We start from the raw sequence: 23,749 nt of genomic DNA, 5'->3' as shown, positions 1-23,749 counted from the left end.
CTTGGCCGGGTCAGAGACTTTAAGGGGGAAAGCCTTGCGCGTTCTAGCATTGGCATCGCAGAAGGGTGGTTCGGGCAAGACCACCCTGTCCGGGCACCTCGCCGTGCAGGCCCAGCGGGCCGGAGCCGGTCCCGTCGTCCTCATCGACATCGATCCGCAGGGCTCGCTCGCCGACTGGTGGAACGAGCGCGAGGCGGAATTTCCCGCCTTTGCCCAGACCACGGTAGCCCGCCTGGCCAACGACCTTGCGATCCTACGGCAGCAGGGCTTCAAGCTGGCCGTGATCGACACCCCGCCCGCCATTACCATGGCCATCCAGTCGGTCATCAACGTGGCCGAGCTGATGGTCGTGCCGACCCGCCCCAGCCCGCACGATCTGCGCGCCGTGGGTGCCACCGTCGACCTGTGCGAGCGCGCCGGCAAGCCGCTGATCTTCGTGATGAATGCCGCCACGCCCAAGGCCCGCATCACCAGCGAAGCGGCCGTCGCGCTGTCCCAGCACGGCACCGTTGCGCCCATCACCATCCACCACCGCACCGATTTCGCCGCCTCGATGATCGACGGCCGCACGGTAATGGAAGTCGATCCCGCGGGCCGATCCGCACAGGAAGTCACCGCGCTGTGGCATTACGTCGCCGATCGGCTGGAAAAGAACTTTCGCCGCACCGTCTTTGCCTCGCCGGGCCATGCCGCCCAGGCCGGCATGCAGCGCGGCACGCAGCAGGGCGGTTTCGGCCGCCGGGTGGCGCAGTGATGGGCACCGCTTTCACGCAGGCAAAACCCTTCGCATCGCTCGGCCCGATGTTGCTGGCGCGCAAAGGCACGGCCAAGCCCGCCATGCGCGCGATGCTGTGCCAGGACGATCGCATGGCGGAATTGTCGGACGAGCTCGACGAACTCGCCTCCAGCCAGAGCGCGCTCGGCTGGAACGACATGGGTGAGGACTGGGACCACGAAGACGACACCGTCGTCGCGCTGCCCCTCGCCGCCGACCGCATGAACGCGGCTGCCTTGCAACAGGCCAAGGGCCGCACCCGGGCCCGCAAGGCCTTTACCCTGCGGCTGGATGCGGAACGTCACCTGAAGCTCCGGCTCGCCGGAACGATGCACGGATGCAGCGCGCAGGCGCTGGTAACCGCGGCCCTGGATCGTTTCCTGGCCGATCACCCCGAGATCGACGCAATCGCCGCCGAAATGGCGCGCGGCACCAAGCAGTCCTGAAAAGGGTCATACGATGTACGAACCGCAAAAGCGCAACAACCTCATCGCCCTCGGCCTGTCGACCGCGATGACCGCAGCAATGTTGAGCGGCTGTGCCACCTCGGCCGCCCCGCGCGCCGAAGTGTCCGCCGCCGAAGCGCAGCAGGCCCTGGCGAACGGCCAGACCTCGCGCGCCGTGCAGGCAGCCGAGGCCGCCGTGGCCGCCGACCCGCGCAATGCGCACTACCGCATGACGCTGGGCAACGCCTATCTGGAATCGGGCCGCTTCGCCTCGGCCTCGACCACGTTCGAGGATGCCATGGCGCTGGGCGAGAACAGCCCGCGTGCGGCATTGAGCCTGGCGCTGGCGCTGAACGGCCAGGCGCGTTTCGCCGAAGCGTCTGCTCTCCTGTCCGACTGGGAAGGCCAGATCGCCCCCGCCGACCTCGGCCTGGCGCTGGCCCTTTCCGGCCAGCCGGAACGCGGCATCCACATTCTTACCAACGCCATCCGCAGCGGTGACAACACCGTCAAGTCGCGCCAGAACCTCGCCTATGCCTACGCCGTCGCCGGCCGCTGGCGCGAGGCGCGGACGATGGCGTCGCAGGACATTCCTGCGGGCGAAGTCGGCGCGCGGATGAGCGAATGGGCGACGATGGCCCATGCCGATGCCTACCAGCAGCGCATCGCCAGCCTGCTCGGCGTGCCCGCCAGCGCGCGCGATGCCGGCCAGCCGATGCACCTCGCCCTGGCCAATACGCCCGGTAACGCGGAGCTGGCGATGGAAGCCGCGCTTGCGCCTGCCCAGGCCTATGCCGAGCCTGCCGCCCTTCCCCTGCCGCCGGCCCAGCCGATGCGCGTCGCTGTGCCCGCCTCGGGCAGCGAATTGCCCGCCGTGGGCGCGCCGGTGGACGACCGTTACACCGCCCGGCAGGCTGCCGCTCCGGCTCCCGCGCCGGCGCCGGCGCCAGCTCCGGTGAGCTTTGCACAGGCTTTCGCCGCGGAGGCGCCTTCGGGCGGTTCGCTGGCCGCCGCCGCGACCGACACCATGCGCCTCGCCAGCCGGGCAGGCGCGCAGGAAGCCCCGGCGCGCAGCCAGGCCAACGCGGCTCCCGCCCCGATTGCGGCTCCGGCCCCGGCTCCAGCGGCGGTAGCCCAGCGGCAGGTTGCGGAGGCTCCGCGAGCCGCCGTGCAGCGACCCGCGCTGGCGCAGCCGCGCCTTGCCGCCTCGTCGAACCCCGGTGCAGCCGCCGATCCGACGCATCTCGTCCAGCTTGGCAGCTTCTCCAGCGAGGCGGGTGCCCGCCGCGCCTGGAGCATATACCAGTCGCGCTATCCCGAGCTTGCGAATCGCGAGATGGTCATCACCCAGGCCGTGGTGAGCGGCCGCAACTACTGGCGCGTATCGGCAGGCGGGTTCGATCGCGCATCCAGCCGCGCCATGTGCGGCCGGGTCAGCTCGACCGGCGGAGACGGCTGCATCAGCTGGGCCGCCAACAGCCCGCTGCCCGGTGCCATCGACCGCGGCCCGGTGCGGCTCGCCAGCCGCTAGGCTCCATCACCCTGTCAGGAATTGCGCGCCTCCTTCCCGCACCGGAAGGGGGCGTTTTCCTGTGATTACAGCGAATAGCCGCCATCGGTGACCAGAGCGGTGCCGGTGATCGTGCCCGCCGCGCCCGACAGCAGGAACAGCACCTGCGCGGCGATTTCCTCCGCCGTCTGGAAGCGGCCCATCGGCGTGGCGAAGCTGGCCATTTCCGCCATCGCGCCGGCCCGGTCGCCCTGGTGCTTTGCAACCAGATCGGTGAACATCGGCACAGCGTCCCAGATCGCCGTATCCACCCCGCCCGGCGCGATGGCATTGACGCGGATGCGCCGCCGCGCGCCTTCCTTCGCGGCGATCTTCGCCAGGTGGAGAACCGCAGCCTTGGAAGCGCCATAGGGCCCGGTGCCCGGCTCCGCCTTCACCCCCGCGACAGAGGCCGTCAGCACCATGGCCGCGCCCCTGTTGGCCAGCTTCATGGCGCTGCGCAGCGACAGGAACAGTCCGTCGAGGTTCACAGAGACCACGCGGCGCCAGTCGGCATAGGTCATGTCGGCGAGCAGGGCGGGCGTGCCCGCGATCCCGGCGTTGAGCACGGCAAGGTCGAGCGGGCCGCAGGCGTCTTCGACCCGCGTCCACAACGCCTCGTCCGTCACGTCGCCCGACAGGCGCACGATCTCGCACGGGACCGTCAGCGCATCGAGCGCCGCGGCGTCCAGATCGACCAGCACCAGCCGGGCCACGCCCGCCTCGGCCAGCGCGGCCACGCAGGCCGCGCCAATGCCCTGCGCCGCGCCGGTCACCAGCGCGGTCTTGCCCGAAAAGTCATTCATCGATGCGCACGCCTCCCTTGAACAAGGCGACCACCCTGCCCTCGACCGGCTGGCGGTCGAACGGCGTGTTGCCCGCCGCTGCCGCCATCTCGCGGCTGTCGACCACCCACGGCGCGTGCTGGTCGAGCACGAGCATGTCCGCCTCCTTGCCCGCGGCCAGTTCGCCCGCCTCGACGCCCAGCAGGCGCGCGGGGTTGCGGGCGAGCAGGTCAAAGGCGCGCGGCAGGTCGATCACCTCGTCACGCACCAGCGTCAGCGTCATGGCGAGCAGCGTCTCGGCCCCCGCCATGCCCGGCGCGGCGTCGGCGAAGGGCAGGTTCTTGTCCTCCGGCCCGCGCGGGTCGTGACCGCTGGCGATGACATCGATCGTGCCGTCGGCCACGGCCTCGATCACCGCCTGCCGGTCGTCCTCGCTCCTCAGCGGCGGGGAGAGACGGGCAAAGGTGCGGAAATTGGCGAGCGCCAGGTCGGACAGCATGAAGTGCGCGGGCGTCACCCCCGCCGTGATCGCCACGCCGCGCGCCTTGGCCGCGCGGACGAGGGCCAGCCCCGCGCGCGTCGTCACCTGCCGGGCATGGAGCCGCGCGCCGCTCTTCTCCGCCAGCGCGATGTCGCGCGCCAGCGCCAGGGCCTCGGCCTCCGCAGGCGCGCTCGGCAGGCCGAGGCGGGTCGCCATCTCGCCCGCGGTGGCTGCCGCATTGCCAGCGAGGCCTGCGTCCTCCGAATGGGTCACCACCACCAGGTCGAGCATGGCGGCGTATTGCAGCAACCGCAGCATAACGCCGGAATCTCCGATCCACCGGCGCCCGGTGGCAATGGCGCGCGCGCCCGCCTCGCACATCAGCGCAATCTCGGCGAGTTGCTGGCCCTGCAGATCGACGGTCGCCGCCGCCAGCGGGTGCACCCACAGGTCCGGCTTGCCGCTTTGCGCCGTGAACTGGATGCGCGCCGGGTGATCCAGCGGCGGGCTGGCATCGGGCATCAGTGCGGCGCGAGTGATCCCGCCGAAATGGAACGCGGGCTTGTCGATGGCGAACACGCCCAGGTCGACGAGACCGGGCGCCACCAGCTTGCCCTTCGCGTCGAACACGGTGTCGTCCTCGACCGAGTGCAAGTCGGACACGAACCCGTCGGCACAATGCAGCGGGCGCTGCTCCACGCCGCCGGGCGTCACCACCCGGCCATTGACGATGGTCAACGGGGCCACCTGTTTCATACCCACTGCGCTTCCTGAGCGCTCCAGCCGGCCACCCCGCGCGCCCGGCGGGTGAGCACGTCAAGGCAGGCCATGCGCATGGCCACGCCCATCTCCACCTGGCTGGTGATGATGGAGCGGTCCGCGAGGTCGGCGATGGCGCTGTCGATCTCCACACCGCGGTTCATCGGACCAGGGTGCATGATCACCGCCTCGTCCTTCGCCAGCGCCAGCCGTTCCGCAGTAAGGCCGTAGAGATGGCGGTATTCGCGGGGGGAGGGAATGAACTGGCCGTCCATCCGCTCGTTCTGCAGGCGCAGCATCATGACCACGTCGGCCCCGTCCAGTGCCGCATCGAACCGGTGATGCACCTCCACCCCCATCCGCTCCACCCCTTCGGGCATCAGCGCGGGCGGGGCGCAGGCGCGCACGGTGGCGCCTAGCGCCTGCAGGCACAGGATGTTGGAGCGGGCGACCCGGCTGTGCAGCACGTCGCCGCAGATGGTCACCACCAGGCCGGTGAAATCTTCCGCCGTGTGCCCCTGCGCGGCCAGCTTGTGGCGCAGCGCCAGCGCATCCAGCAGCGCCTGCGTCGGATGTTCGTGCTGCCCGTCGCCCGCATTCAGCACCGGGCAGTCCACCTTGTCGGCGATCAGGCCCACTGCCCCGCTCGATCCGTGGCGGATGACGATGGCATCGGCGCGCATGGCGTTGAGCGTCATCGCCGTGTCGATCAGCGTTTCGCCCTTCTTCACGCTCGACTGCGCGGCGTGCATGTTGACGACGTCCGCCCCCAGCCGCTTGCCGGCGATCTCGAAGCTCAACAGCGTGCGCGTCGAATTTTCGAAGAAGGCGTTGATGATGGTCAGGCCCGCCAGCCGGTCCGAATGCTTGGTCGCCTGCCGGTTGAACGCCACGTATTGCTCGGCCTCGGCCAGCAGGTAGAGGATCTCGTGCCGTTCCAGCGCGCCGATGGCGATGAGGTCCCGGTGCGGAAAGGCACGCCCTCCCGCGGGAAAGCGGCCGCTGGCTGGGGAAGGGATCGGCGATGCCATCAAAGCCAAGCCGTTAAGGCCAAGCCGCCGCCACCTCAAGCCCTATCGCCCCCTCCCGCACTGGCACCTGCACTGGCACCTGCACTGGCGCATTCACGCCGCATTGCCTAAGTGCGATGCGGGACACGCATTCAACGGGGTTGCATTATGGGTTTCGTGCGCAAGGTCTGGCGCCTGCTGGTCGGCATCAAGGACGCGCTGGCGCTGGCCTTCCTGCTATTGTTCTTCACCGCACTGTTCGCGTTGCTGAGCGCGCGCCCCAATCCCGGCGTCGTGCGCGAAGGGGCGCTGCTGCTCGATCTGAACGGCACCATCGTGGAGGAAGTCGCCCCGATCGATCCGATCTCCGCCCTCCTCTCCGCCAGCCTGCCCACCCGCGAATACGCCGCGCGCGACCTGGTGCGCGCCATTGATGCAGCGGCGGGTGACGACCGGATCGAGGCGCTGGCGCTTGACCTCTCCAGCTTCCTGGGCGGCGGCGCGGTGCACATGGACGAGGTTGCCAGCGCGCTGGAGCGGTTCCGGACCGCCGGCAAGCCGATCTATACCTACGCCATCGCCTATACCGACGATTCGCTGCTGCTGGCGGCCCACGCCAGCGAGGCCTGGGTCGATCCGATGGGCGGCGCGGTGGTTGCGGGACCGGGCGGCCATGGCCTCTATTTCGGCGGCTTGCTCGATCGCTACAACATCACGGCCAACGTCTTTCGCGTCGGCACCTACAAGAGCGCGGTGGAGCCCTACACCGAAACCGGCATGTCGGAACCCGCGCGCGAGAACCTGACCCAGCTGTATGCGACGCTGTGGCAGGAATGGCGCGCCAACGTGCGGCGCGCGCGGCCCGATGCCGACATCGACCTGGTGACGAGCGACGTGGCCGGCTGGCTCGCCGGGTCCGACAACGACCTGGCGCAGGCCGCGCTTGCTGCGGGTCTCGTCGATCGCGTCGGCAGCCGGGTGGAATGGGGCGAGGCCATCGCCCATGTCGCCGGCGAGGACAGCTGGACCAAGGAACCGGGCGCCTTTGCCGCGACCGAATTCGATCCGTGGATCGCCGATCTCGACGCCGGGCTGGATTTTGGCGAGGGCGGCAAGGTTGGCGTCATCACCGTTGCCGGCACGATCAGCGATGGCGAGGACGGGCCGGGCAGCGCCGGGGCCGAGCGCATCGAACGCCTGCTCGACGATGCGCTCGACGACGATCTGAAGGCCCTGGTGGTGCGCGTCGATTCGCCCGGCGGCACGGTCACCGGGTCGGAGACGATCCGCCGCGCCATCCTGCGGCACCGCGACGCCGGCATCCCCATCGCCGTTTCCATGGGCAATTACGCGGCCAGCGGCGGCTACTGGATCGCCACCCCTGCCGAACGCATCTTTGCCGAACCCGAAACTCTGACCGGATCGATCGGTGTCTTCGGCGTATTTCCCAGTTTCGAGGGGTTGCTGGCCGATTACGGGGTCTCGTCCGATGGCGTGCGCACCACGCCGCTTTCCGGCCAGCCAGACCTGCTGGGCGGACTGACGCCCGAGGTTCGCGAATTGCTGCAGGCCGGTGTCGAGGGAAGCTACGCGCGCTTCCTTTCGCTCGTCGCCGAATCACGCGGCATCAGCATCGCCCGGGCCGACGAACTGGGCCAGGGCCGGGTGTGGGATGGCGGCGCGGCGCGGCAGCTTGGCCTTGTCGACCAGTTCGGCGATCTCGATGCCACCATTGCCTGGGCTGCCCAGCGGGCCGACCTCGGTGATGATTTCCAGGTCGACTATCTCGGCGACGACGACGACCCCTACGGTTCGCTGTTCGCCCGCATGATGGCCCCCGACAGCGCGAACGAACGTGCTGGCGCCGGCGGAAACGACGTCTTCGCCACCTTTGCCCGTGGGCAACAGGGCCAGGCGGCGCAGGCGCTGGGCGAGCTGGAGGGACTGATGAAGGTGCATGGCATTCAGGCACGTTGCCTCGAATGCGCGATGATGCCGGGATCGCCGGTTCCGTCGCGGCATCCGCTGGAAAGCACCCTGTTCGGCTGGTTGCGCGTCCTTTTTACGGACTGAGCCTTTGCCCCGACGCCGGCGCGCGGCTGGCCAATGTCGCACTTGTCTTTCGCCAAAGCCCATGGCAAAGGCGCGCCCCTGCCGTACACCCGGCGGGCGCGTAGCTCAGTGGTAGAGCACACCCTTCACACGGGTGGGGTCGCAGGTTCAATCCCTGCCGCGCCCACCATCTTTTGCGCTATTCAGCCGCAGAGATGGTCCGCCCGGCAGGTTGCCAAAACCCTTGGCGCCCGAGCGATAGCTGGCCCACCGCCTAGGTAGCACTGCCATCCCGGAATACCGCCGAGAGGTCCTGCAGCGCCTGCCGCGACGGCGGATGGATTATACGGGTGCCGTCAGGCGCGTGATCGATTGGTCCGTTGGGGCAATAGCGGTCGTCGTCCCACCCAATATGCCCCAGCACCGGATAGAGGCACACCCCTTCCAGCGGCACGCCCAGGTCCCGGGCGATGGCGGCTTCGCGGGCGACATGGGCGATCCATGCCGGGCGCTCGTCCGCTTCGATGCCGGTCTCGGCGATGAAGATTGGCCGGCCATAGCGGGCGTAGACCTCCGCCAGCAGCGACGACAGGCTGCGGCAGGCAGGGTCGCGCCAGTCGAGCGGGGGGCCGCCGTGGATCCACTGGTTGTTGTGATAGAAATTGACGCCGACCACATCGAGCGTATCCGCCGCGCCGCCAAGTTGCGGCCAGCAGGTGCCGGCCAGCATGTCGAACGCCTGGAACTGGCTGAGGCGATGGCCTTCGGCGTGGGGCGCATCGTGGGGGCGGGCGGGATCGCAAAGGATGTTGATCAGTGGCTCGGCAGTGAAGAAACGCGTGTCCGGGTGCCGCGCCCGGATCGCCCGGGTGGCGGCGATGGCTGCGCCGGCCAGCTGGACCTTCAGTTCGTGCCCGCGCCCTCTGGCGAAGGGATTGAGGTAGCCTGCATCGCCGCCCCCCCAGGAAAAGAAGCTGATCTCGTTGATCGGGCAAAGATACAGCGGACCAGGCAAGGCGCTTGCCAGCCGATCAGCGGCGGCAAGAGCAAAGCTGACGAACCGGTCGCGGAAGCGCGCATCCCAGATATCGACCCAGTCGGGCGTGCCGTAGTGCAGCAGGTCCCAGATCACCCGAGTGCCGGTGCTGGCCGAAGCGGCGATCTGGCGCTCGGCGCTGTCCCAGTCGAAGCGGCCCGGGGTCGCCTCGATCAGATGCCAGCGCAGGCCGTCGCGCAACGTCGTCATGCCGAGCGTGGCGGCCAGACGGTAATCGCCTTCTGCCTGGCGGTCGTGGTCCGTCAGGGCGATCATGTCGCGCCGCGCGCCATCGCCGACGCGCCTGTGCGACGAACACTCGAACCCGCCGAGCACCGGGCTGGCGAACAGCGGCGGTGTGGGCGCGGGGCGCTGGCGTTCGGCTGCCACCTCGCGCAGCAGGCGATCCCACTGCGGCAGCACCGCGGCGGTGGCGTAGTCGCGCTCCACCTTGGCGCGCAGTGCCTCACCAAGCGCCCGGCGGCGCGCCGGGTCGTCGATGAGGGCCACCATCGTGGCAGCGACGGCGGCAGGATCCTCGTGCGGGACGAACACGCCCGATACGCCATCGGCAATCTGTTCGAGCGCGCCGTTATCGGGCGTGGCGATCACCGGCAGACGCGCGGCGCCGGCCTCGGCGATGACGTGGGGCATCCCCTCTCCGCGCGACAGCCAGACGAACACGTCGAGCGCGGCGAGCAGATCGGGGATGTCCTTGCGATCGCCGGTGAACCGCAGCCGCGTGCCCAGGCCCAAAGCCTCGGCCTGGGCGACAAGCTGGTCGGCGTAGTGCGGCATGAACGCGTCCGGCCCGCCGATGACGGCGAAGTCTGCCTGCGCGTGCGTGCGGGCCACTATCGCGGCGGCGGCGATGAAGTCCTCCACCCGCTTCTTGGCGTCGAGCCGCCCGACCCAACCGATCAGCACGCGATCGGGAGCGATACCCAGCGCGGCCCGCGTCGCCTCTCGCACCTCAGGCCGAAAGGCGGCGAGATCGACCATCGATGGGATCGCCAGCGCGTGATGCGCGCGGTCCCCCATGCGGCTGGCGGCAGCGGCGCGGATCGTCTCGCACACACCGACATAGCGATTGGTGAAATGCTTGGGGCCGGCCAGCGCCTCCGACACCAGCCCGCCATGCTCGATCAACGGCGGGCGCAGGTGCAGACGTTCCAGCGCAGGGTAGATATCAGCGACGTTCTGGCAGGAGACGACCACGTCATAACCGGGGACGATGGCGGCGAGATAGGCAACCGTCGCCTCGAAATCGAGGTGATAGGGCGTGGTGTCGACGCGCACGCCCGCGGCGCGCAATTGCTCGTGCGTCTGTTCGGGCATGCCCGGTTTGCGGAAGCAGGCCACCACATCGATGGTGAAGCGCGCGCGATCGAGTCCTCCGGCCAGCAGCCTGACCTCGGTTTCCTCCCCGCCGACCACCAGCCAGGCGAACACGAACAGGACCCGCAAGGGACGGCTCGTTTCGGCGGTCGAAATCCCCTGCACGGTCATTCGTAGGCGAAGACGACCTGGATGAACTCCGGCCGCTCGGCCACCAGCGTGCGCAGGAAGCCGGGTGCATCGTCGAACGGCACCACGTGCGTTATCAACTGCTGGCGGATTTCAGCCCCGCGGCTTTCGAGCAGCGCGATCGTCTCACGACCCAGCCGCTCGTGATCCCACAGCTGTTCCATGCCGCGCGGCACGCGGCCGATCTGCGCGCAGCGGATCGACAGCCAGTTGTGGTGAAATTCCTCGCCCAGCCGCACCGCGTCCGCCCCGCCCTGGTAGAACGCGAGGTCGATCACCGTGCCATGGGGGCGCAGGGCCTTCATCGCGTTGTGCAGGCTTTCCCCGCTGGCGCGCGTCTGGAACACCAGGTCCGCGCCCTTCCAGCGCGCCTTGGCGTGGTCGATGGCCTCGTCCTCGGTCATCGCCAGCAGGCCGAGTGTCTCGGCGCGCAGGCGTCGGAAAGGCGAGGGATCGGCGATGACCACCTCACTGGCCCCGGCAGCCTGCGCGAACAGCGCGGTGAAGAACCCCACCACGCCCGCGCCGAAGACCAGCACCGGTCGTCCGGCGAGAGAGGCGCCCAGCCGGGTGCAGTCCCGCCCGACGAGTTCATGATCGGCATAGAGGATGCCGTTCGCCGCGATCGGCCCCATCTGCCCGACATAGATGCCAAGGATCGGATCGATGGACGGGGGCAGCGGGAAAAAGCGGTCGCGCCCTGGATCGATGGTGTGGCCGCTCTTGTGGCCCCATGCCCCGGCTACCACGCTTCCCGTCGGTACGCCCCGCGCCTCGCCCTCGCTGACGCGGCCGACCTCCATGTAACCCACGAAGGGGACCGGGTAATGCATCCCGGCCTCGCCGGCGATGAAACCGCGCCGGCCTTCGTCCCAGCGCGAGTGCAGGTAGGGGTTGGTGCCCTTCATGAAGGTCAGCTCGGTGCCGGCGGAAAACCCGGAATACAGCGTATCGATGCGCAGTTCCCACGGCGGGGGTGGCCCCTCGTCATAACCGGCGAAGAACGGCACGCCGGGCGCTTCGAAGCCAAGGCTGCGGACGTGGCGATGGCTCATGCGGCGCGCTCCTGCACGGGCGCCTGCACTGGCGTTTCCGCTGTGGCACCCTTGATCCTGATCGCCTGCCCGGTGCGGGCCGATTGCGACACGGCCTCGGTCACGCGCAGCGTTTCCAGCGCGTCGCGGTAGGTGCAGCGAATGGCATTGCCGTGCCCCATCACGGCTTCCACGAAAGCGCGATCCTGCCGCCAGACGGGGTCGGAATGGTTGGGCGTTACCGGCCGTCCGGCGCCCACGTCGATCATCACGTCGTGATCGGTGATCTCCACTGCGAAACCGTCACCGAACAGGTGCAGGCCCACGCGGTGGTTCCAGCCGAGCAGGCAGGTCGCCGCGAAGTTGGCGATCGCGCCGTCGGCAAAGCGCAGGCTGGCGCTCGACGCGGTCGCCACGTCGAGCGTGGGGAAGGCGTCGCGCGGGCTGTGTTCGGCAAGGCCAAAGGCCAGTTCCACATCGCCGCAAAGATAGCGGGCCAGATCAATGAGGTGGGTGGCCTGTTCGGCCATCTGACCGCCCGACTGGTCCTGCCGGCCCCACCAGTCCACCGGCGGCGTCGAATCGAGCCAGTAGCCCGACGCCAGCCGCACTCGCCGCCCGCCCAGCGCATCGCGCACCGCATCGAGCGTGTCGAGCCAGCGCCAGTGATAACCGACCCCGGTAATCAGTCCCGCCGCGTCGATGGCATCGGCGGTGCGCTCTGCATCTGCCAGCGACAGCGCAACCGGCTTTTCCACGAAGAACGGCAGGTTGGCGGCAATCAGCGCCGCCTCGATCGGGCCGTGGGCAAAGGGAGGCACGCAGACGAACACGGCATCGCAGAGGTCCGCCGCGAGCATTTCGGATACGTCGGCAAAGACCTGCGCGCCGTGCCCAGCGGCCATCTCGCCCGCGCGTGCGGCAGCGGCATCGCAGACTGCCGCGATGCGCACATCGTCCATCGTGGCGAGCACGCCGGCGTGGCGCTGCGCGATGCCACCGGCGCCGACGAAACCAATTCTCAAGCTGGGCAACGGGGCATCCTTTCGTGCGTGCGCCTGGTAAATGGCGCGGGTCTCGCTCGCCATGCGAGCGGCGGTGAAGTGGTCGGCCTGACGTGAAGCCGCGGTGGCGGCGCGGGCCTGGGCTCCTGCTGGATCGTCCAGCGCGGCGGCAATCGCGGCGGCCAGAGCGGGCGCATCGTCGGCACTCGCCAGCAGGGCGGTGTCGGCATCAAGGGTCTCGTCGATGCCCGGCCCGGGCACCGCGACGATCGGCAAGCGCGCCGCCATCGCCTCCAACAGGACGAGCGGCAGCCCTTCGAACGCGGCGGCGTGGACATAGAGATCGGCCGAGGCCATCAAGCTGGAAACATCGCGCCGCTCGCCCAGCAGGCGCACGTGGCCGGCCATGTCGGAAGTGCGCAGATGCTCTATCAGCGCGGCGCGATCGGGGCCGTCGCCCACGATGGCAAGGTCCACGGGGCGGCCCTGCCCGGCAAGGATGCCGACAGCATCGATCAGCAAATCGTGGCGTTTTTGCGCGGTCAAGCGCCCGACGCTGAGCAGCAGCGGTCGTGCTGCGTCCCGTTCGTAGCGCGCCAGCGTGGCCGGCGCAGGTGATGCGGGTACAGCAATGCCGTTGCGCACCGTGGTCACGTCAGGCGCTTCATGCAGCAGGCCGCTATCGCGATAGGACGCCGCCACGGCGTCGCTGACGGCGATCACGGCGGCGGCCTGGCGCGTCACCTCGGCATAGTCGGCGCGCTGGCCATCGTCGGTGATCAGGCACGGCAGGTGCTCGGTTCGCACCACGGGAATGCCAGCACGCGCCGCCGCCCGCACGAGGCCATGCCCTTCCCAGCCGATCCCGGCATGGACGTGCACGATGGCGAACCCGCTCGCCCGCAGCCAGGTGTCGAAGGCCGCGTCGTCAGTCCAGGCGCGCACCGGATGGTGGCTCCGGGCCGCTTCGAACAGGTCCGTCCCCGGCACGGCGACGATCGTCACCGCGCAATCCTCCAGCGCGTCGGCCAGCGCCAGCATGTGTACCCCCATGCCCGACGGCGCGAGGCTGTCGGTCGCCAGGCAGACCCGCATCATTCCGCCGCCTCGACCGTCCCGAGCGGCTTGGCGACCTCAACAAGCTCCCGCTCTGACAGGCGACGATAGGTCGCCAGCGCCTGCCCGACGACCTGGTCCATGTTGTAATAGCGATAGTTCGCCAGCCGCCCGACGAAGGTGACGTTCTGCGTCGCGCGGGCCAGCGCATCGTATTTCTGGAACAGTGCCTGATTGTCGGGGCGCGGGATGGGATAGTAGGGATCGCCCTCGTCCGTCGGATACTCGTAGCTGATGGACGTGGTGGGATGGCTCTGCCCGGTCAGCTTCTTGTATTCGGTGATGCGGGTGTAGGGCACGTCTTCGGCAGGAAAGTTCACCACTGCCGCATCCTGGAAACTTTCCTGCGGCAGGGTTTCGTGGCGGAACGTCAGGCTGCGATAGGGCAGCCGCCCGTAGCGATAGTCGAAATATTCGTCGATCGGGCCGGTGTAGACAACGTGGTCGGCCAGCGCCGCTGCATCGACATCGACGAATTCGGTACCGGTGCGCAGGGTGATGCGCGGGTGATCGAGCATCCGGGCGAACATGGCGGTGTAGCCATCGCGCGGCATGGCCTGGTGACGATCCTGGAAATAGCGGTCGTCGCGGTCGGTGCGGGTCGGCACCCGGCTGGTCACCGTCTTGTCGAGCTCGGAAGGGTCGAGGCCCCACTGCTTGCGCGTATAGCCGCGGAAGAACGTCTGGTAGAGATCGGTGCCGACGGCGTTGACGACCACGTCCTCCGAAGTGACTATGGGATCGCGCGGCAGCGCCCGGGCCGCGAGGAATGCCGCGGCCGATTCATCGTCGGGCAGCGCAATGTCGTACAGCTGTTCCAGCGTCGTTCGGTTGATCGGCATCGGCACGCGCTTGCCCTTGGCTTCCGCCAGCACGCGATGCTCGTAGGGCCGCCAAGCCGTGAAGCGCGAGAGGTAGGCGAACACGTCGTCGCTGTTAGTGTGGAAGATGTGCGGGCCGTAGCGATGGATCATCACGCCCGCCGCATCGAGCTCGTCATAGGCATTGCCGGCGATGTGCGGGCGCCGGTCGATTACCAGCACGCGCTTGCCGGCGTCTTCGGCCAGTCGCTCGGCCATGACGGACCCGGCAAACCCGGCCCCTACCACCAGCACGTCGTAGGGCTTTGCGCTCAACCTGTCGGATGCCGAAACGGCCGGGACGGACACGGCGGCGGACCGCGCGCGTTGCGTTCGGCGGGAAAGCGCCTCACCCATCAGGTCGGCCATGCGCTGCTGCGTTGCATCCCAGCTGATCGCGTCGAGCTGGCGATCGACCGCCGCCAGCCAGTCGCCCCCTGCCGAAAGACTGGCCGCGTCATCCAGCGCCTGGGCCAACGTTGCACCGTCGCCGGCGATCCAGACGCCCGGTGAACGGCCCCAGTCGGCGACGACATCGGCAATCGGAGTGGAAACCACCGGCCGCCCGCCGGAAAGGTATTCCGGTGTCTTGGTTGGGCTGATGAAACGTGTCGCCTCGTTCAGAGCAAACGGCATGATCGCCACGTCCCATCCGGCCAGAACCGCTGGCAGCTGGCCGTAATCGCGCGGGCCGAGCCAGGCGATGTTCGCCGCCTGCGGCAGGGTGGCGGGATCGATCTTCACCACCGGGCCAACCATTTCGATGCGCCAGTCGGGGCGAGCTGCGGCCAGTTCGGCAATCAGCTGCATGTCCAGTCGCTCGTCGATGACCCCGAAATAGCCCGCTGTCAGCTTGCCGTCCTCGCCACCCGCCGATCGCGGCGTTGCGCGGGCGGCGGCGAAATGGGCGCGGTCGACCGCTGAGGGAAAGGCGTGGACGTTGGCGGCGAGGTGACGCTTCGCCTCGTAAAGGCTGCGGCCGCCGGTGAAGACGACATCGGCGCGTTCCAGCAGCTCGGCCTCGTGCGTCAGCAAGGCGGCATCGGCATGGGCGAAGGAGGACAGCTCGTCCATGCAGTCGTAGACCACCAGGGCGGCCTCGGCGCCGGCGCTGAAGGCGCGCATCAGCGGGGTGTAGTACCAGGCGATCGGCGCGGCGCGCACGCTCTGTTGCAGGAACAGCGCATAGAGGTCCGCCAGCGCGGCGGTCTGCTCCTCGGCCGACCACCAGTGCGGCAGGCGCGGGCGCAGGCTGGTGACGCGATCGGCGGGGAAACGGTGGTATTCCAGATAGGGCAGCGGATGATCGCACCCGATCGGTTCTTCCCACATCCACACCTCGCGCTGCCTGGCAAAGCGGCTGAGCAAGTGCTGCGGCCGCTGACGCACGAAATCCCAGCGCAGGTGGGAGAACACGACCAGCGGCAGATCGTCCAGTGCGTCGCTGGGCGCCTGGCTGGCGGGCGCGAATGGCTGCGGTGCTGGGTCACTGGCGGGGGTGTGGGAATGCAGGGTCTGATCGGTCATCGAACACTCGAGTGGATGGGAGTCGGTTGCGCGTCCGCGGCACGGACACGATCGTAGTGATGCAGGAATTTGCCCACCGAGACGGGCCACCCCCAGCGGGCGATGGCGGTTTCGCGCGGACGATAGCTGTCCAGCCTGTCGAGCATGGCCAGGATCGTGCGGGGCCAAGCCTCCGGCACGGCAGCCTCGCCCGTCTCCGGCACGATATACTGCAATCCGCAGGACAGCCCTGCATTCGCCAGCACGGGCAGTCCGGCCAGCATGTATTCGGTCAGGATCGCCGGTGCGCCGTCGTCGAAACCGGCGACGATGCCGATCCGGCTGCGGCTCATCCAGCGGTTGACCGCATCGAAGGGGATGACCGGCGGCATGACAAAATCGATGGGCAGGCTGCGGCGCTGCGCCTCGTCCCGGTAGTGCTCGGCCAGTTCGCCGTAGCCGAACACGCACAGCGCATTGACCCGGCCCTCCAGCCGCTCGACCGCATCGAACAGGATGTCGTGGCGTTTGTAGGGCTGGGCCGCGCCGACGTAGATCAGGTCGTACTGCTTGTCCTCGCCGGTCGGGCGGAACTGGTCGGGTGCGGCGAATTCCGGGCCCACCGGCAGGATCGGCGCCGGCGTTGCCGGATGGCGCGCACGCACCGCCTCTGCCTGCCACTCAGCGCCGGTGAGGATGATGTCGCACAGCGCGGACACATCCTCCGGCACCCGCAGCGCCGGCGCGTCGATGGAGTTGTAGACCACCACCGCGCCCCGGGCGGCCGCGATCACCTCTGCCACCACTCCCAAACCGTAGACGATCAGAAGGTCCGGCGGGCCGTGTTGGCGGAAGTGTTCCGCCATCGCCGTGCTGGCGTAGGGGGCGCTGGTATCGTCGATGGGAAAGGCCCTGCGCGACAGCCAGGCGGAAACCTTCGTTTCCCCGGCGGCGCGGGGATCGATGACGTGATGCCAGACCTCGGCATGACGGAACCGCCCCGCCGCGATGAGGGCCAGCGGCAGACGTTCGAGATAACCGCCGACGACCTGCGGACCGCCATTCTCGCCTTGTCCGGCGGAGGGTGCATGGACCAGCTCTTCCGGCGAGCTGGAGGTCCAGTCTATCCGGTCGGATATGACGACGATCTTTCCGGTCCGGCCAGGCAGAAAGTCATCGTTCGTCGGCAGCATGTGCATCCCAGACCCGCGTTCAGCGCTGCCAGCACTCGCCGCGAAGAAGAACCAGCGCAACTGCAAACGCGCCCAATTGCTAAAGGTTACATCGATTTAGATGCCGTCGCGGTTCGATCACCTGGACTGCCCCGATGGGGGTAAGGTGCCTCCAGCGAGCGCGATAACTTCCGCGAGAGGTGGGGACAAAGTTCCCCGCCCGGCGCGTTGCTCCATGCTGGACAAGCGGCCAGCCGAGCGGGCATAGGCGCGGCCATGCACGACCTGCGATCCATCCGCGAAAACCCCGCCGCCTTCGACGCCGCCCTCGCCCGCCGCGGGCTGGAACCGGTCTCGGCGCGGATAGTGGCGCTGGACGAGGAACGCCGCGCCCTCACCACGCAGGTACAGGCCGCGCAGAGCCGCCGGAACGAGGCGAGCAAAGCCATCGGCCAGGCGATGGGCCAGGGCGACAAGGACAAGGCTGAGGCGCTGAAGGCCGAGGTCGCCGAGCTCAAGACCACCATGCCCGCGCTGGAAGAGCGTGAGCGCGCGCTGGGTGAGGAACTCGACGGACTGCTCGCCACCATCCCCAATCTCCCCGCCGCCGATGTTCCGGAAGGCGCGGACGAGGCGGGCAACGTCGAGGTGCTGACCTGGGGCGAGAAGCGCGCGCTCGACTTTACGCCGAAGGAACACGCCGACCTCGGCCCGGCGCTCGGCATGGATTTCGAAACCGGCGCCAAGCTTTCCGGCGCCCGGTTCACCTTCCTTCGCGGCGACATGGCCCGCCTCCACCGCGCGCTGGCGCAGTTCATGCTGGACACGCAGACGCGCGAAAACGGCTACAACGAATGCAACGTGCCGGTGCTGGTGAACGATGCGGCCATGTACGGGACGGACAAGCTGCCCAAGTTTGCCGAGGATAGTTTTCGCACCACGGACGGACGCTGGCTAATCCCCACCAGCGAGGTCAGCCTCACCGCCTCGGTCGCGGGGGAAATCCTGGCCGACCTTGCCGAGCCCATGCGCCTCACCGCGCACACCCTGTGCTTTCGCAGCGAAGCAGGCGCGGCGGGCAGGGATACGCGCGGTTTCATCCGCCAGCACCAGTTCGAGAAAGTCGAGCTCGTCACCATCTGCCGGCCCGAGGACTCCGAGGCCGAGCACGAGCGGATGACCGGGTGCGCAGAAGGCATCCTGAAGGCGCTCGACCTGCCCTACCGCAAGGTGCTGTTGTGCACCGGCGACATGGGTTTTGGCGCGCGCAAGACCTACGATCTGGAGGTCTGGCTACCCGGGCAGGGCGCCTACCGCGAGATCAGTTCGTGTTCCAACACCGGCGACTTCCAGGCCCGCCGCATGAACGCGCGCTATCGGCCCGCGGGCGGCGGCAAGCCGGAATTCGTGCACACCCTGAACGGCTCGGGCCTCGCCGTGGGCCGCACGCTGGTGGCGGTGCTGGAAAACTATCAGCAGGCCGATGGCTCCGTCAGCGTGCCCGCCGTGCTGGCCCCGTATATGGGCGGCGTGGAAAAGCTGCTACCCGCCGGAAATTCATGAAGATCCTCCTCACCAACGACGACGGCATCCACGCCCCCGGCCTCGCGGTTCTGGAGACCCTGGCGCGCCAGTTGTCGGACGATGTGTGGGTCTGCGCCCCGGCGGAAGAGCAATCGGGCGCCGGCCATTCGCTCACCCTGCACATGCCGGTCCGCCTGCGGGAGCATGGGCCACGGCGCTTCTCTGTCACCGGCACGCCGACCGACAGCGTGAACCTGGGCCTGCGCAAGCTGTTCGCCGACGGGCCGCCCGATCTCGTCATCTCCGGCGTCAACGCGGGCGAGAACCTGGCCGACGACGTGACCTATTCGGGCACCATCAACGCCGCGATGGAGGCCGCGCTCGCAGGCATTCCGGCCATCGCTCTCAGCCAGGCCTTTCGCGACAATGGCCCCAGCTTCGCTGCCTGCGAGCATTGGGGCGTTCGCGTGCTGGAACCGCTGATCCACACCGCCATGGCCAGGCGCACGCTCGTCAACGTCAACTTCCCCGCCCTTCCCGCCGACCGGGTCAAGGGCATCCGCGTGGTGCGGCAGGGCTTCCACGATTACGGCCGCGGCAGCCTGATAGAGGCGACCGACCCGCGCGGGCGGCCCTATTACTGGTTCGGCCTGCAGGATGCCGAACACACGCTCGACCACGGCACCGATCTGGAAGCGGTGGAGGATGGTTATATCGCCGTCACGCCGTTGCAGCTCGACCTGACGGACCACGCCGCCCTTGGTCGGCTGGCGGACCGCTTCGCCTGATGCGGCGGGGCTGACCCATGGCCGGTAAGCCCACCCCGCGCCCCCGGCCTCCAGCACGCCGGCACCCGATCCACAAGCGCCGCTTCACGCCGCTGAAACGCGCGGTGCGTATCCCCGTATGGGGCGACCTCAGCATCCGCCTCAGCATCGCGCTGGCGCTGATCTTCCTCGTCATCATGATCCACTGGTGGGACCGGGATGGGCTGGTCGACAACCTCGATGGCCACATCAGCTTCCTCGACGTGATCTATTTCACCATGATCTCGATCACCACCACGGGCTTTGGCGACATTGCCCCGATTTCCGACCGGGCACGGCTGGTGGAAGCGGTGATTGTCACGCCGGTGCGTTTCGCCGTGCTGTTCATATTCGTGGGCACGGCCTACAATTTCATCATCAAGAGAAGCTGGGAGAAGTTTCGCATGGGCCAGATCCAGGAACAGCTGCACGACCATGTCGTCGTGCTGGGGTTCGGCGTCTCCGGCTCCGAGGCGGTGAGCGAACTGATCGAGCGCGGCACCGATCCGGCCTGCATCGTGGTGATGGACGCCAGCCCGGAACGGCTGGAGCAGGCCGAACTGCTCGGCTGCAACGTGATCGAGGCCGACGCCACCCGCGACGAGAACCTGGAGGCGGTACGCATCGAGGCGGCCAAGACTGTGCTGGTGTCCGCCGGGCGCGACGACAGCTCGATCCTTATCGTGCTCACCGTGCGTCATCTCGCCCCCAACGTGCCGATCAGCGTGGTCGTGCGCGCGGCGGATAACGAACAGCTGGCGCGCCAGGCGGGCGCTGACAACGTGATCAACCCCGTGCGGTTCACCGGCCTGCTGCTGGCGGGCAGCGCGCAGGGCGCGCACATCGCCGATTACCTGGGCGACCTCGCCTCGGTCACCGGCCGCGTGCAACTGGTGGAGCGCCCGGTCCTGCCCGAGGAAATCGGCCGTCCGCTGTCCGACCTCGCCAGCGGCGGGCGCGGCCTGCGCATCTATCGCAACGGCGGCGCCTGCGGGTTCTGGGAGCACGAGGCCGAATGCCTACAGGCGGGCGACATCGTGGTCGAGATCCTGCCCACCGAGGCAACGGAAGCCGGCGTGCGCTTGTAGGCGTGCGGCTTTAACCCGCGGCCCAGAACACGCCGCCCATCGCCAGATAGGTGATCACCCACACGCCGTAATCCTTCCACGCCGCACCCTGCGCCAGGTCGCGCCTTGCATAGGCGATGAACAGCGCCGGGCCGGTAAAGGCCAGCGCCAGCCCGCCGCTCATCATCGGATAAAGCCAGGGCTTGGCCGCCAGCGTGGCATCGCCCACGCGGGCGAACATGTGGCCCATCATGGCCGCGGTCAGCAACAGCAGCAGCGCGGCAATGGCGTGGCGCGCCAACTGGCGCGAAGGCGTCGCCGCGCGGCCGTAAAAGGCGAGGCCAACCGCTGCCGCGACAAGCCATGCGCAAAGCACGGCGATCCAGTTTACAGGTCCCATCGCCCGCCCCTAGCGCATCGGCGGCATCGGGTGTAGGGGCGCGGCCATCATGGCCACCCAGATACCCGATCAGAAGAAAGTCGGCATGGTGTCGCTCGGCTGCCCCAAGGCGCTGGTCGATTCCGAACGCATCCTCACCCGCCTGCGCGCGGACGGCTATGCCATGAGCGCGGACTACGCCGGCGCCGACGTGGTGCTGGTGAACACCTGCGGTTTCCTCGATTCGGCCAAGGAGGAAAGCCTGGACGCCATCGGCGAGGCCATCGCCGAGAACGGCCGCGTCATCGTGACCGGCTGCATGGGCGACGAGGCGGACCTGATCCGCGCGCGCCATCCCAAGGTCCTCGCCATCACCGGCGCGCACCAGTACGAGGACGTGGTCGAGGCCGTGCATGCCGCCGCGCCGCCTTCGCAGGGGCCCTACATCGACCTGGTGCCCCAGCCGGACGTGAAGCTGACCCCGCGCCATTACAGTTACCTCAAGATCTCCGAGGGCTGCAATCATTCCTGCGCGTTCTGCATCATCCCGCAGCTGCGCGGGAAGCTCGCCAGCCGCCGTATCGATGCGGTCCTGCGCGAGGCGGAAAAGCTGGTAGCGGCAGGGACCAGGGAATTGCTCGTCATCAGCCAGGACACCTCGGCCTACGGAGTCGATACCCGGCACGAGGAACGGGACTGGAAGGGCCATCCCGTCCGCGCGCACATGACCGATCTTGCCCGCGAACTGGGCCAGCTCAGGACACCGGAAGGCGCCCCGCCCTGGGTGCGGCTGCACTACGTCTATCCCTACCCGCACGTCGACGCGGTGATCCCGCTGATGGCGGAAGGGCTGATCACGCCCTACCTCGACATCCCTTTCCAGCACGCCGCGCCACGGGTGCTAAAGGCCATGCGCCGCCCGGCGAACGAGGCGAAGGTGCTCGAACGGCTGAAGAACTGGCGCGCGATCGCCCCCGATCTCACCGTGCGGTCCAGCTTCGTCGTCGGTTTCCCCGGAGAGACGGAGGACGATTTCGCCTACCTGCTCGACTGGCTGGAGGAGGCCCAGCTCGACCGCGTAGGCGCCTTCCGCTTCGAACCGGTCGAGGGGGCGGCGGCCAATGCCCTGCCCGACCCGGTGCCCGAGGCAGTCAAGGAAGAACGCTTCGCCCGCCTGATGCAACTGACCGAGCGGATCAGCACGGCCAAGTTGGAGGCCAAGGTGGGCCGCACGCTTCCCGTCATCATCGACGAGGTCGGTGCTCCGGACGAGGACGGCGACATCGGCGCCACCGGTCGCAGCGAAGCCGACGCCCCGGAAATCGACGGCCAGGTCTTCCTGCGCAACGTGCCGGCCACCCTGGCGGCGGGTGACGTGGTGCAGGTGACGATCGAGGATGCCGACGCCCACGACCTGTTCGGAGTGATCGCGGACAGTTGACGGTCAATCGCTGCTATTGCGAATGATTATCATTGACGACTGCGCTTCGCGGCCGTAGCGCCGCCCGCGATGACGCGGCGCTCCATTCGATTCTGGTTCCTGATGCACAAGTGGTCGAGCCTCGTCTCGACCGCCTTCCTACTGATGCTGTGCCTCACCGGCCTGCCGCTGGTCTTCCATGACGAGATCGATGCCGCGCTGGGCGAGGATTACGAGGCTGCGCTGGCCGGTCCGCCCTCGGCCGAGGCTGGCCAGCCACTCGATGCCATGCTCGCCAGCGCGCTGGCGGATCGTCCGGGCGAGGTGCCACTGTTCATGGCCTTTAGCCAGGACAGCCCGCTGCTGACCGTGACCACCGGCCCCGCGCCCGATGCCCCTGGCGAGGCGATGACGCTGCTGTTCTTCGACCGCGCCACCGGAACGGCCCTCGGCCCCGCGCCGACCGGTGGCTTCATGGACTTCGTCCTCACGCTCCATACGGACCTGTTCCTCGGCCTGCCGGGCATGCTGTTCCTGGGCGCGATGGGGTTCCTGTTCGTGCTTGCGCTCATCTCGGGCACGGTGCTCTATGCGCCCTTCATGCGGCGTCTTGCCTTTGGCACCCTGCGGGAAAAGCGCAGCGCGCGGGTGCGCACGCTTGACCGGCATAACCTGGTGGGCGTGGTGGCGCTGGGCTGGATGCTGGTGGTCGGCGCGACCGGCATCATCAACGCGCTGGCCGATCCCGTGACCGAGAGCTGGCAGAACGGCGAGCTTGCCGCGATGACCGCGCGCTACGCCGGGGAGGCGCCGCTGGCACCGGCGGATTACGGCTCGCTCGACGCGGCGATGGCGGCGGCGCAGGCGGCGCTGCCCGGCCGCTCGCCGCAGTTCATCGGCTTTCCCGGCGGGGCGTGGAGCACGGGGCACCACTACGCGATCTTCTTCCAGGGCGACCGGCCGCTCACCAGCCACCTGCTGACCCCGGCGCTGGTCGATGCCGCTACCGGCGCGCTGACCGACGCGCGCGAGATGCCCGCGCTGAACCAGGCGCTGATGCTGTCGAAGCCGCTGCACTTCGGCGACTACGGCGGGCTGGTGCTGAAACTGATCTGGGCGGCGATGACGCTGCTGACGATCTGGGTGCTGTGGACCGGCCTGATGCTGTGGCTGCGTCGCGGTCCCGATCATACCGCGCGCCGCGTAGAGGAAATCGCGCAAGGGTCCGCCGCATGATCCCCGCCGCTCGCCATCGCCGCGCTGCCAGCGTTTCCTACCCCCGCGTTTTTGCCGTGCCCGCCGCGCTGTTGCTGGCGACGCTGGCCGGGCTCGTCATCGGGCTGACAGGCTCTGGCGCGCGTGATGTGCTGGCCTGGGTGCTGGTCGCCCTCCCCCTATTCGCACTCGCGATCGCCTGGGCGCGGCGCGGCTGACCTTCATC

At 68.7% G+C, this 23,749-nt stretch carries 19 protein-coding genes and 1 tRNA gene; 11 read left to right on the top strand and 9 right to left on the bottom strand.

Translation table 11 applies throughout. The features are described from left to right. The first annotated feature begins 34 nt into the window (after window positions 1–34). The 3 genes from GRI62_RS01885 to GRI62_RS01875 are packed head-to-tail and all read left to right on the top strand — an operon-like array spanning window position 35 to window position 2,752. Window positions 35–754, top strand: a complete 720-nt coding sequence (locus tag GRI62_RS01885) for a ParA family protein (protein ID WP_131451745.1) — start codon at window positions 35–37, stop codon at window positions 752–754. Beyond that, entirely contained in the window at window positions 754–1,221 is a 468-nt protein-coding gene (locus GRI62_RS01880; protein ID WP_131451744.1) for a hypothetical protein, read from the top strand. The genes GRI62_RS01885 and GRI62_RS01880 overlap by 1 nt, the downstream gene beginning before the upstream one ends. A 13-nt stretch (window positions 1,222–1,234) precedes the next feature. After that, on the top strand, window positions 1,235–2,752 hold the full coding sequence (locus GRI62_RS01875) for an SPOR domain-containing protein (RefSeq protein WP_131451743.1): 1,518 nt from the start codon (window positions 1,235–1,237) through the stop codon (window positions 2,750–2,752). Between the two features lie 65 nt (window positions 2,753–2,817). Here GRI62_RS01875 and GRI62_RS01870 read toward each other — a convergent pair whose 3' ends face one another. The 3 genes from GRI62_RS01870 to GRI62_RS01860 are packed head-to-tail and all read right to left on the bottom strand — an operon-like array spanning window position 2,818 to window position 5,826. Then, complete coding sequence (locus GRI62_RS01870; RefSeq protein WP_131451742.1) at window positions 2,818–3,576, bottom strand: SDR family NAD(P)-dependent oxidoreductase; 759 nt, start codon at window positions 3,574–3,576, stop codon at window positions 2,818–2,820. After that, window positions 3,569–4,792 carry a dihydroorotase gene (locus GRI62_RS01865; RefSeq protein WP_131451741.1) on the bottom strand — a complete coding sequence of 408 codons (1,224 nt, stop codon included), beginning with the start codon at window positions 4,790–4,792 and terminating at the stop codon, window positions 3,569–3,571. The genes GRI62_RS01870 and GRI62_RS01865 overlap by 8 nt, the downstream gene beginning before the upstream one ends. Then, entirely contained in the window at window positions 4,789–5,826 is a 1,038-nt protein-coding gene (locus tag GRI62_RS01860; RefSeq protein WP_131451740.1) for an aspartate carbamoyltransferase catalytic subunit, read from the bottom strand. The genes GRI62_RS01865 and GRI62_RS01860 overlap by 4 nt, the downstream gene beginning before the upstream one ends. Window positions 5,827–5,973: 147 nt before the next feature. Between GRI62_RS01860 and sppA the strand changes: the two genes are divergently transcribed. Then, window positions 5,974–7,878: a signal peptide peptidase SppA gene (gene sppA, locus GRI62_RS01855; protein ID WP_131451739.1), complete on the top strand. Its 1,905-nt coding sequence runs from the start codon at window positions 5,974–5,976 to the stop codon at window positions 7,876–7,878. A gap of 94 nt (window positions 7,879–7,972) precedes the next feature. After that, a tRNA-Val gene (locus tag GRI62_RS01850) sits at window positions 7,973–8,047 on the top strand. A gap of 84 nt (window positions 8,048–8,131) precedes the next feature. On the opposite strand, the gene GRI62_RS01845 is transcribed toward GRI62_RS01850, so the two are convergent. The 5 genes from GRI62_RS01845 to GRI62_RS01830 are packed head-to-tail and all read right to left on the bottom strand — an operon-like array spanning window position 8,132 to window position 17,133. Further along, entirely contained in the window at window positions 8,132–10,402 is a 2,271-nt protein-coding gene (locus GRI62_RS01845; protein WP_131451738.1) for a glycosyltransferase family 4 protein, read from the bottom strand. Then, a complete protein-coding gene (locus tag GRI62_RS14420) occupies window positions 10,399–11,475 on the bottom strand; it encodes a zinc-dependent alcohol dehydrogenase (RefSeq protein WP_199799892.1) in 1,077 nt (358 codons plus the stop codon). The genes GRI62_RS01845 and GRI62_RS14420 overlap by 4 nt, the downstream gene beginning before the upstream one ends. Beyond that, complete coding sequence (locus GRI62_RS14415) at window positions 11,472–13,556, bottom strand: glycosyltransferase (RefSeq protein ID WP_199799891.1); 2,085 nt, start codon at window positions 13,554–13,556, stop codon at window positions 11,472–11,474. Before GRI62_RS14415 ends, GRI62_RS14420 begins: the two co-directional genes overlap by 4 nt. Continuing rightward, complete coding sequence (gene glf / locus GRI62_RS01835) at window positions 13,553–15,961, bottom strand: UDP-galactopyranose mutase (protein WP_131451737.1); 2,409 nt, start codon at window positions 15,959–15,961, stop codon at window positions 13,553–13,555. The genes GRI62_RS14415 and glf overlap by 4 nt, the downstream gene beginning before the upstream one ends. After that, the gene (locus GRI62_RS01830; protein WP_131451736.1) at window positions 15,958–17,133 is read right to left on the bottom strand and encodes a glycosyltransferase; all 1,176 of its coding nucleotides are present in this window, start codon (window positions 17,131–17,133) and stop codon (window positions 15,958–15,960) included. The genes glf and GRI62_RS01830 overlap by 4 nt, the downstream gene beginning before the upstream one ends. 255 nt (window positions 17,134–17,388) lie before the next feature. Between GRI62_RS01830 and serS the strand changes: the two genes are divergently transcribed. The 3 genes from serS to GRI62_RS01815 are packed head-to-tail and all read left to right on the top strand — an operon-like array spanning window position 17,389 to window position 20,530. Further along, window positions 17,389–18,675 (top strand): serine--tRNA ligase, encoded by a 1,287-nt coding sequence (gene serS, locus GRI62_RS01825; RefSeq protein WP_131451735.1) that lies wholly within the window; start codon window positions 17,389–17,391, stop codon window positions 18,673–18,675. Next, window positions 18,672–19,424: a 5'/3'-nucleotidase SurE gene (surE, locus tag GRI62_RS01820; protein WP_131451734.1), complete on the top strand. Its 753-nt coding sequence runs from the start codon at window positions 18,672–18,674 to the stop codon at window positions 19,422–19,424. The genes serS and surE overlap by 4 nt, the downstream gene beginning before the upstream one ends. Window positions 19,425–19,441: 17 nt before the next feature. After that, on the top strand, window positions 19,442–20,530 hold the full coding sequence (locus GRI62_RS01815) for a potassium channel family protein (RefSeq protein WP_131451733.1): 1,089 nt from the start codon (window positions 19,442–19,444) through the stop codon (window positions 20,528–20,530). A 10-nt stretch (window positions 20,531–20,540) separates the two neighbouring features. Here GRI62_RS01815 and GRI62_RS01810 read toward each other — a convergent pair whose 3' ends face one another. Next, window positions 20,541–20,909, bottom strand: coding sequence for a DUF1761 domain-containing protein (locus GRI62_RS01810; protein ID WP_131451732.1), 369 nt, complete (start codon window positions 20,907–20,909; stop codon window positions 20,541–20,543). Window positions 20,910–20,958: 49 nt separating this feature from the next. Here GRI62_RS01810 and rimO point away from each other — a divergent pair, with 49 nt between their 5' ends. From rimO to GRI62_RS01795, 3 genes are all read left to right on the top strand, one after another. Then, the gene (gene rimO, locus GRI62_RS01805; RefSeq protein WP_131451731.1) at window positions 20,959–22,329 is read left to right on the top strand and encodes a 30S ribosomal protein S12 methylthiotransferase RimO; all 1,371 of its coding nucleotides are present in this window, start codon (window positions 20,959–20,961) and stop codon (window positions 22,327–22,329) included. A gap of 69 nt (window positions 22,330–22,398) precedes the next feature. Beyond that, window positions 22,399–23,544 (top strand): PepSY-associated TM helix domain-containing protein, encoded by a 1,146-nt coding sequence (locus GRI62_RS01800; RefSeq protein ID WP_131451730.1) that lies wholly within the window; start codon window positions 22,399–22,401, stop codon window positions 23,542–23,544. Next, on the top strand, window positions 23,541–23,741 hold the full coding sequence (locus tag GRI62_RS01795) for a hypothetical protein (protein ID WP_131451729.1): 201 nt from the start codon (window positions 23,541–23,543) through the stop codon (window positions 23,739–23,741). The genes GRI62_RS01800 and GRI62_RS01795 overlap by 4 nt, the downstream gene beginning before the upstream one ends. Window positions 23,742–23,749 lie beyond the last annotated feature (8 nt).

This window comes from Aurantiacibacter arachoides (assembly GCF_009827335.1).
Lineage (GTDB): Bacteria > Pseudomonadota > Alphaproteobacteria > Sphingomonadales > Sphingomonadaceae > Alteraurantiacibacter > Alteraurantiacibacter arachoides.
The sequence above is the reverse complement of the archived record's forward strand: the minus strand, read 5'-3'. Positions and strand labels throughout refer to the sequence as shown.

Bases quoted from the DNA above. Each gene is read 5' to 3' on its own strand.
- GRI62_RS01865 (WP_131451741.1), bottom strand. From the start codon at position 4,792: ATGAAACAGGTGGCCCCGTTGACCATCGTCAATGGCCGGGTGGTGACG.
- GRI62_RS01830 (WP_131451736.1), bottom strand. From the start codon at position 17,133: ATGCTGCCGACGAACGATGACTTTCTGCCTGGCCGGACCGGAAAGATC.
- GRI62_RS14415 (WP_199799891.1), bottom strand. From the start codon at position 13,556: ATGATGCGGGTCTGCCTGGCGACCGACAGCCTCGCGCCGTCGGGCATG.
- GRI62_RS01800 (WP_131451730.1), top strand. From the start codon at position 22,399: ATGACGCGGCGCTCCATTCGATTCTGGTTCCTGATGCACAAGTGGTCG.
- GRI62_RS01860 (WP_131451740.1), bottom strand. From the start codon at position 5,826: ATGGCATCGCCGATCCCTTCCCCAGCCAGCGGCCGCTTTCCCGCGGGA.
- surE (WP_131451734.1), top strand. From the start codon at position 18,672: ATGAAGATCCTCCTCACCAACGACGACGGCATCCACGCCCCCGGCCTC.
- glf (WP_131451737.1), bottom strand. From the start codon at position 15,961: ATGACCGATCAGACCCTGCATTCCCACACCCCCGCCAGTGACCCAGCA.
- GRI62_RS01795 (WP_131451729.1), top strand. From the start codon at position 23,541: ATGATCCCCGCCGCTCGCCATCGCCGCGCTGCCAGCGTTTCCTACCCC.
- GRI62_RS14420 (WP_199799892.1), bottom strand. From the start codon at position 11,475: ATGAGCCATCGCCACGTCCGCAGCCTTGGCTTCGAAGCGCCCGGCGTG.
- GRI62_RS01880 (WP_131451744.1), top strand. From the start codon at position 754: ATGGGCACCGCTTTCACGCAGGCAAAACCCTTCGCATCGCTCGGCCCG.
- rimO (WP_131451731.1), top strand. From the start codon at position 20,959: ATGGCCACCCAGATACCCGATCAGAAGAAAGTCGGCATGGTGTCGCTC.
- GRI62_RS01815 (WP_131451733.1), top strand. From the start codon at position 19,442: ATGGCCGGTAAGCCCACCCCGCGCCCCCGGCCTCCAGCACGCCGGCAC.
- GRI62_RS01845 (WP_131451738.1), bottom strand. From the start codon at position 10,402: ATGACCGTGCAGGGGATTTCGACCGCCGAAACGAGCCGTCCCTTGCGG.
- sppA (WP_131451739.1), top strand. From the start codon at position 5,974: ATGGGTTTCGTGCGCAAGGTCTGGCGCCTGCTGGTCGGCATCAAGGAC.
- GRI62_RS01870 (WP_131451742.1), bottom strand. From the start codon at position 3,576: ATGAATGACTTTTCGGGCAAGACCGCGCTGGTGACCGGCGCGGCGCAG.
- GRI62_RS01810 (WP_131451732.1), bottom strand. From the start codon at position 20,909: ATGGGACCTGTAAACTGGATCGCCGTGCTTTGCGCATGGCTTGTCGCG.
- GRI62_RS01875 (WP_131451743.1), top strand. From the start codon at position 1,235: ATGTACGAACCGCAAAAGCGCAACAACCTCATCGCCCTCGGCCTGTCG.
- serS (WP_131451735.1), top strand. From the start codon at position 17,389: ATGCACGACCTGCGATCCATCCGCGAAAACCCCGCCGCCTTCGACGCC.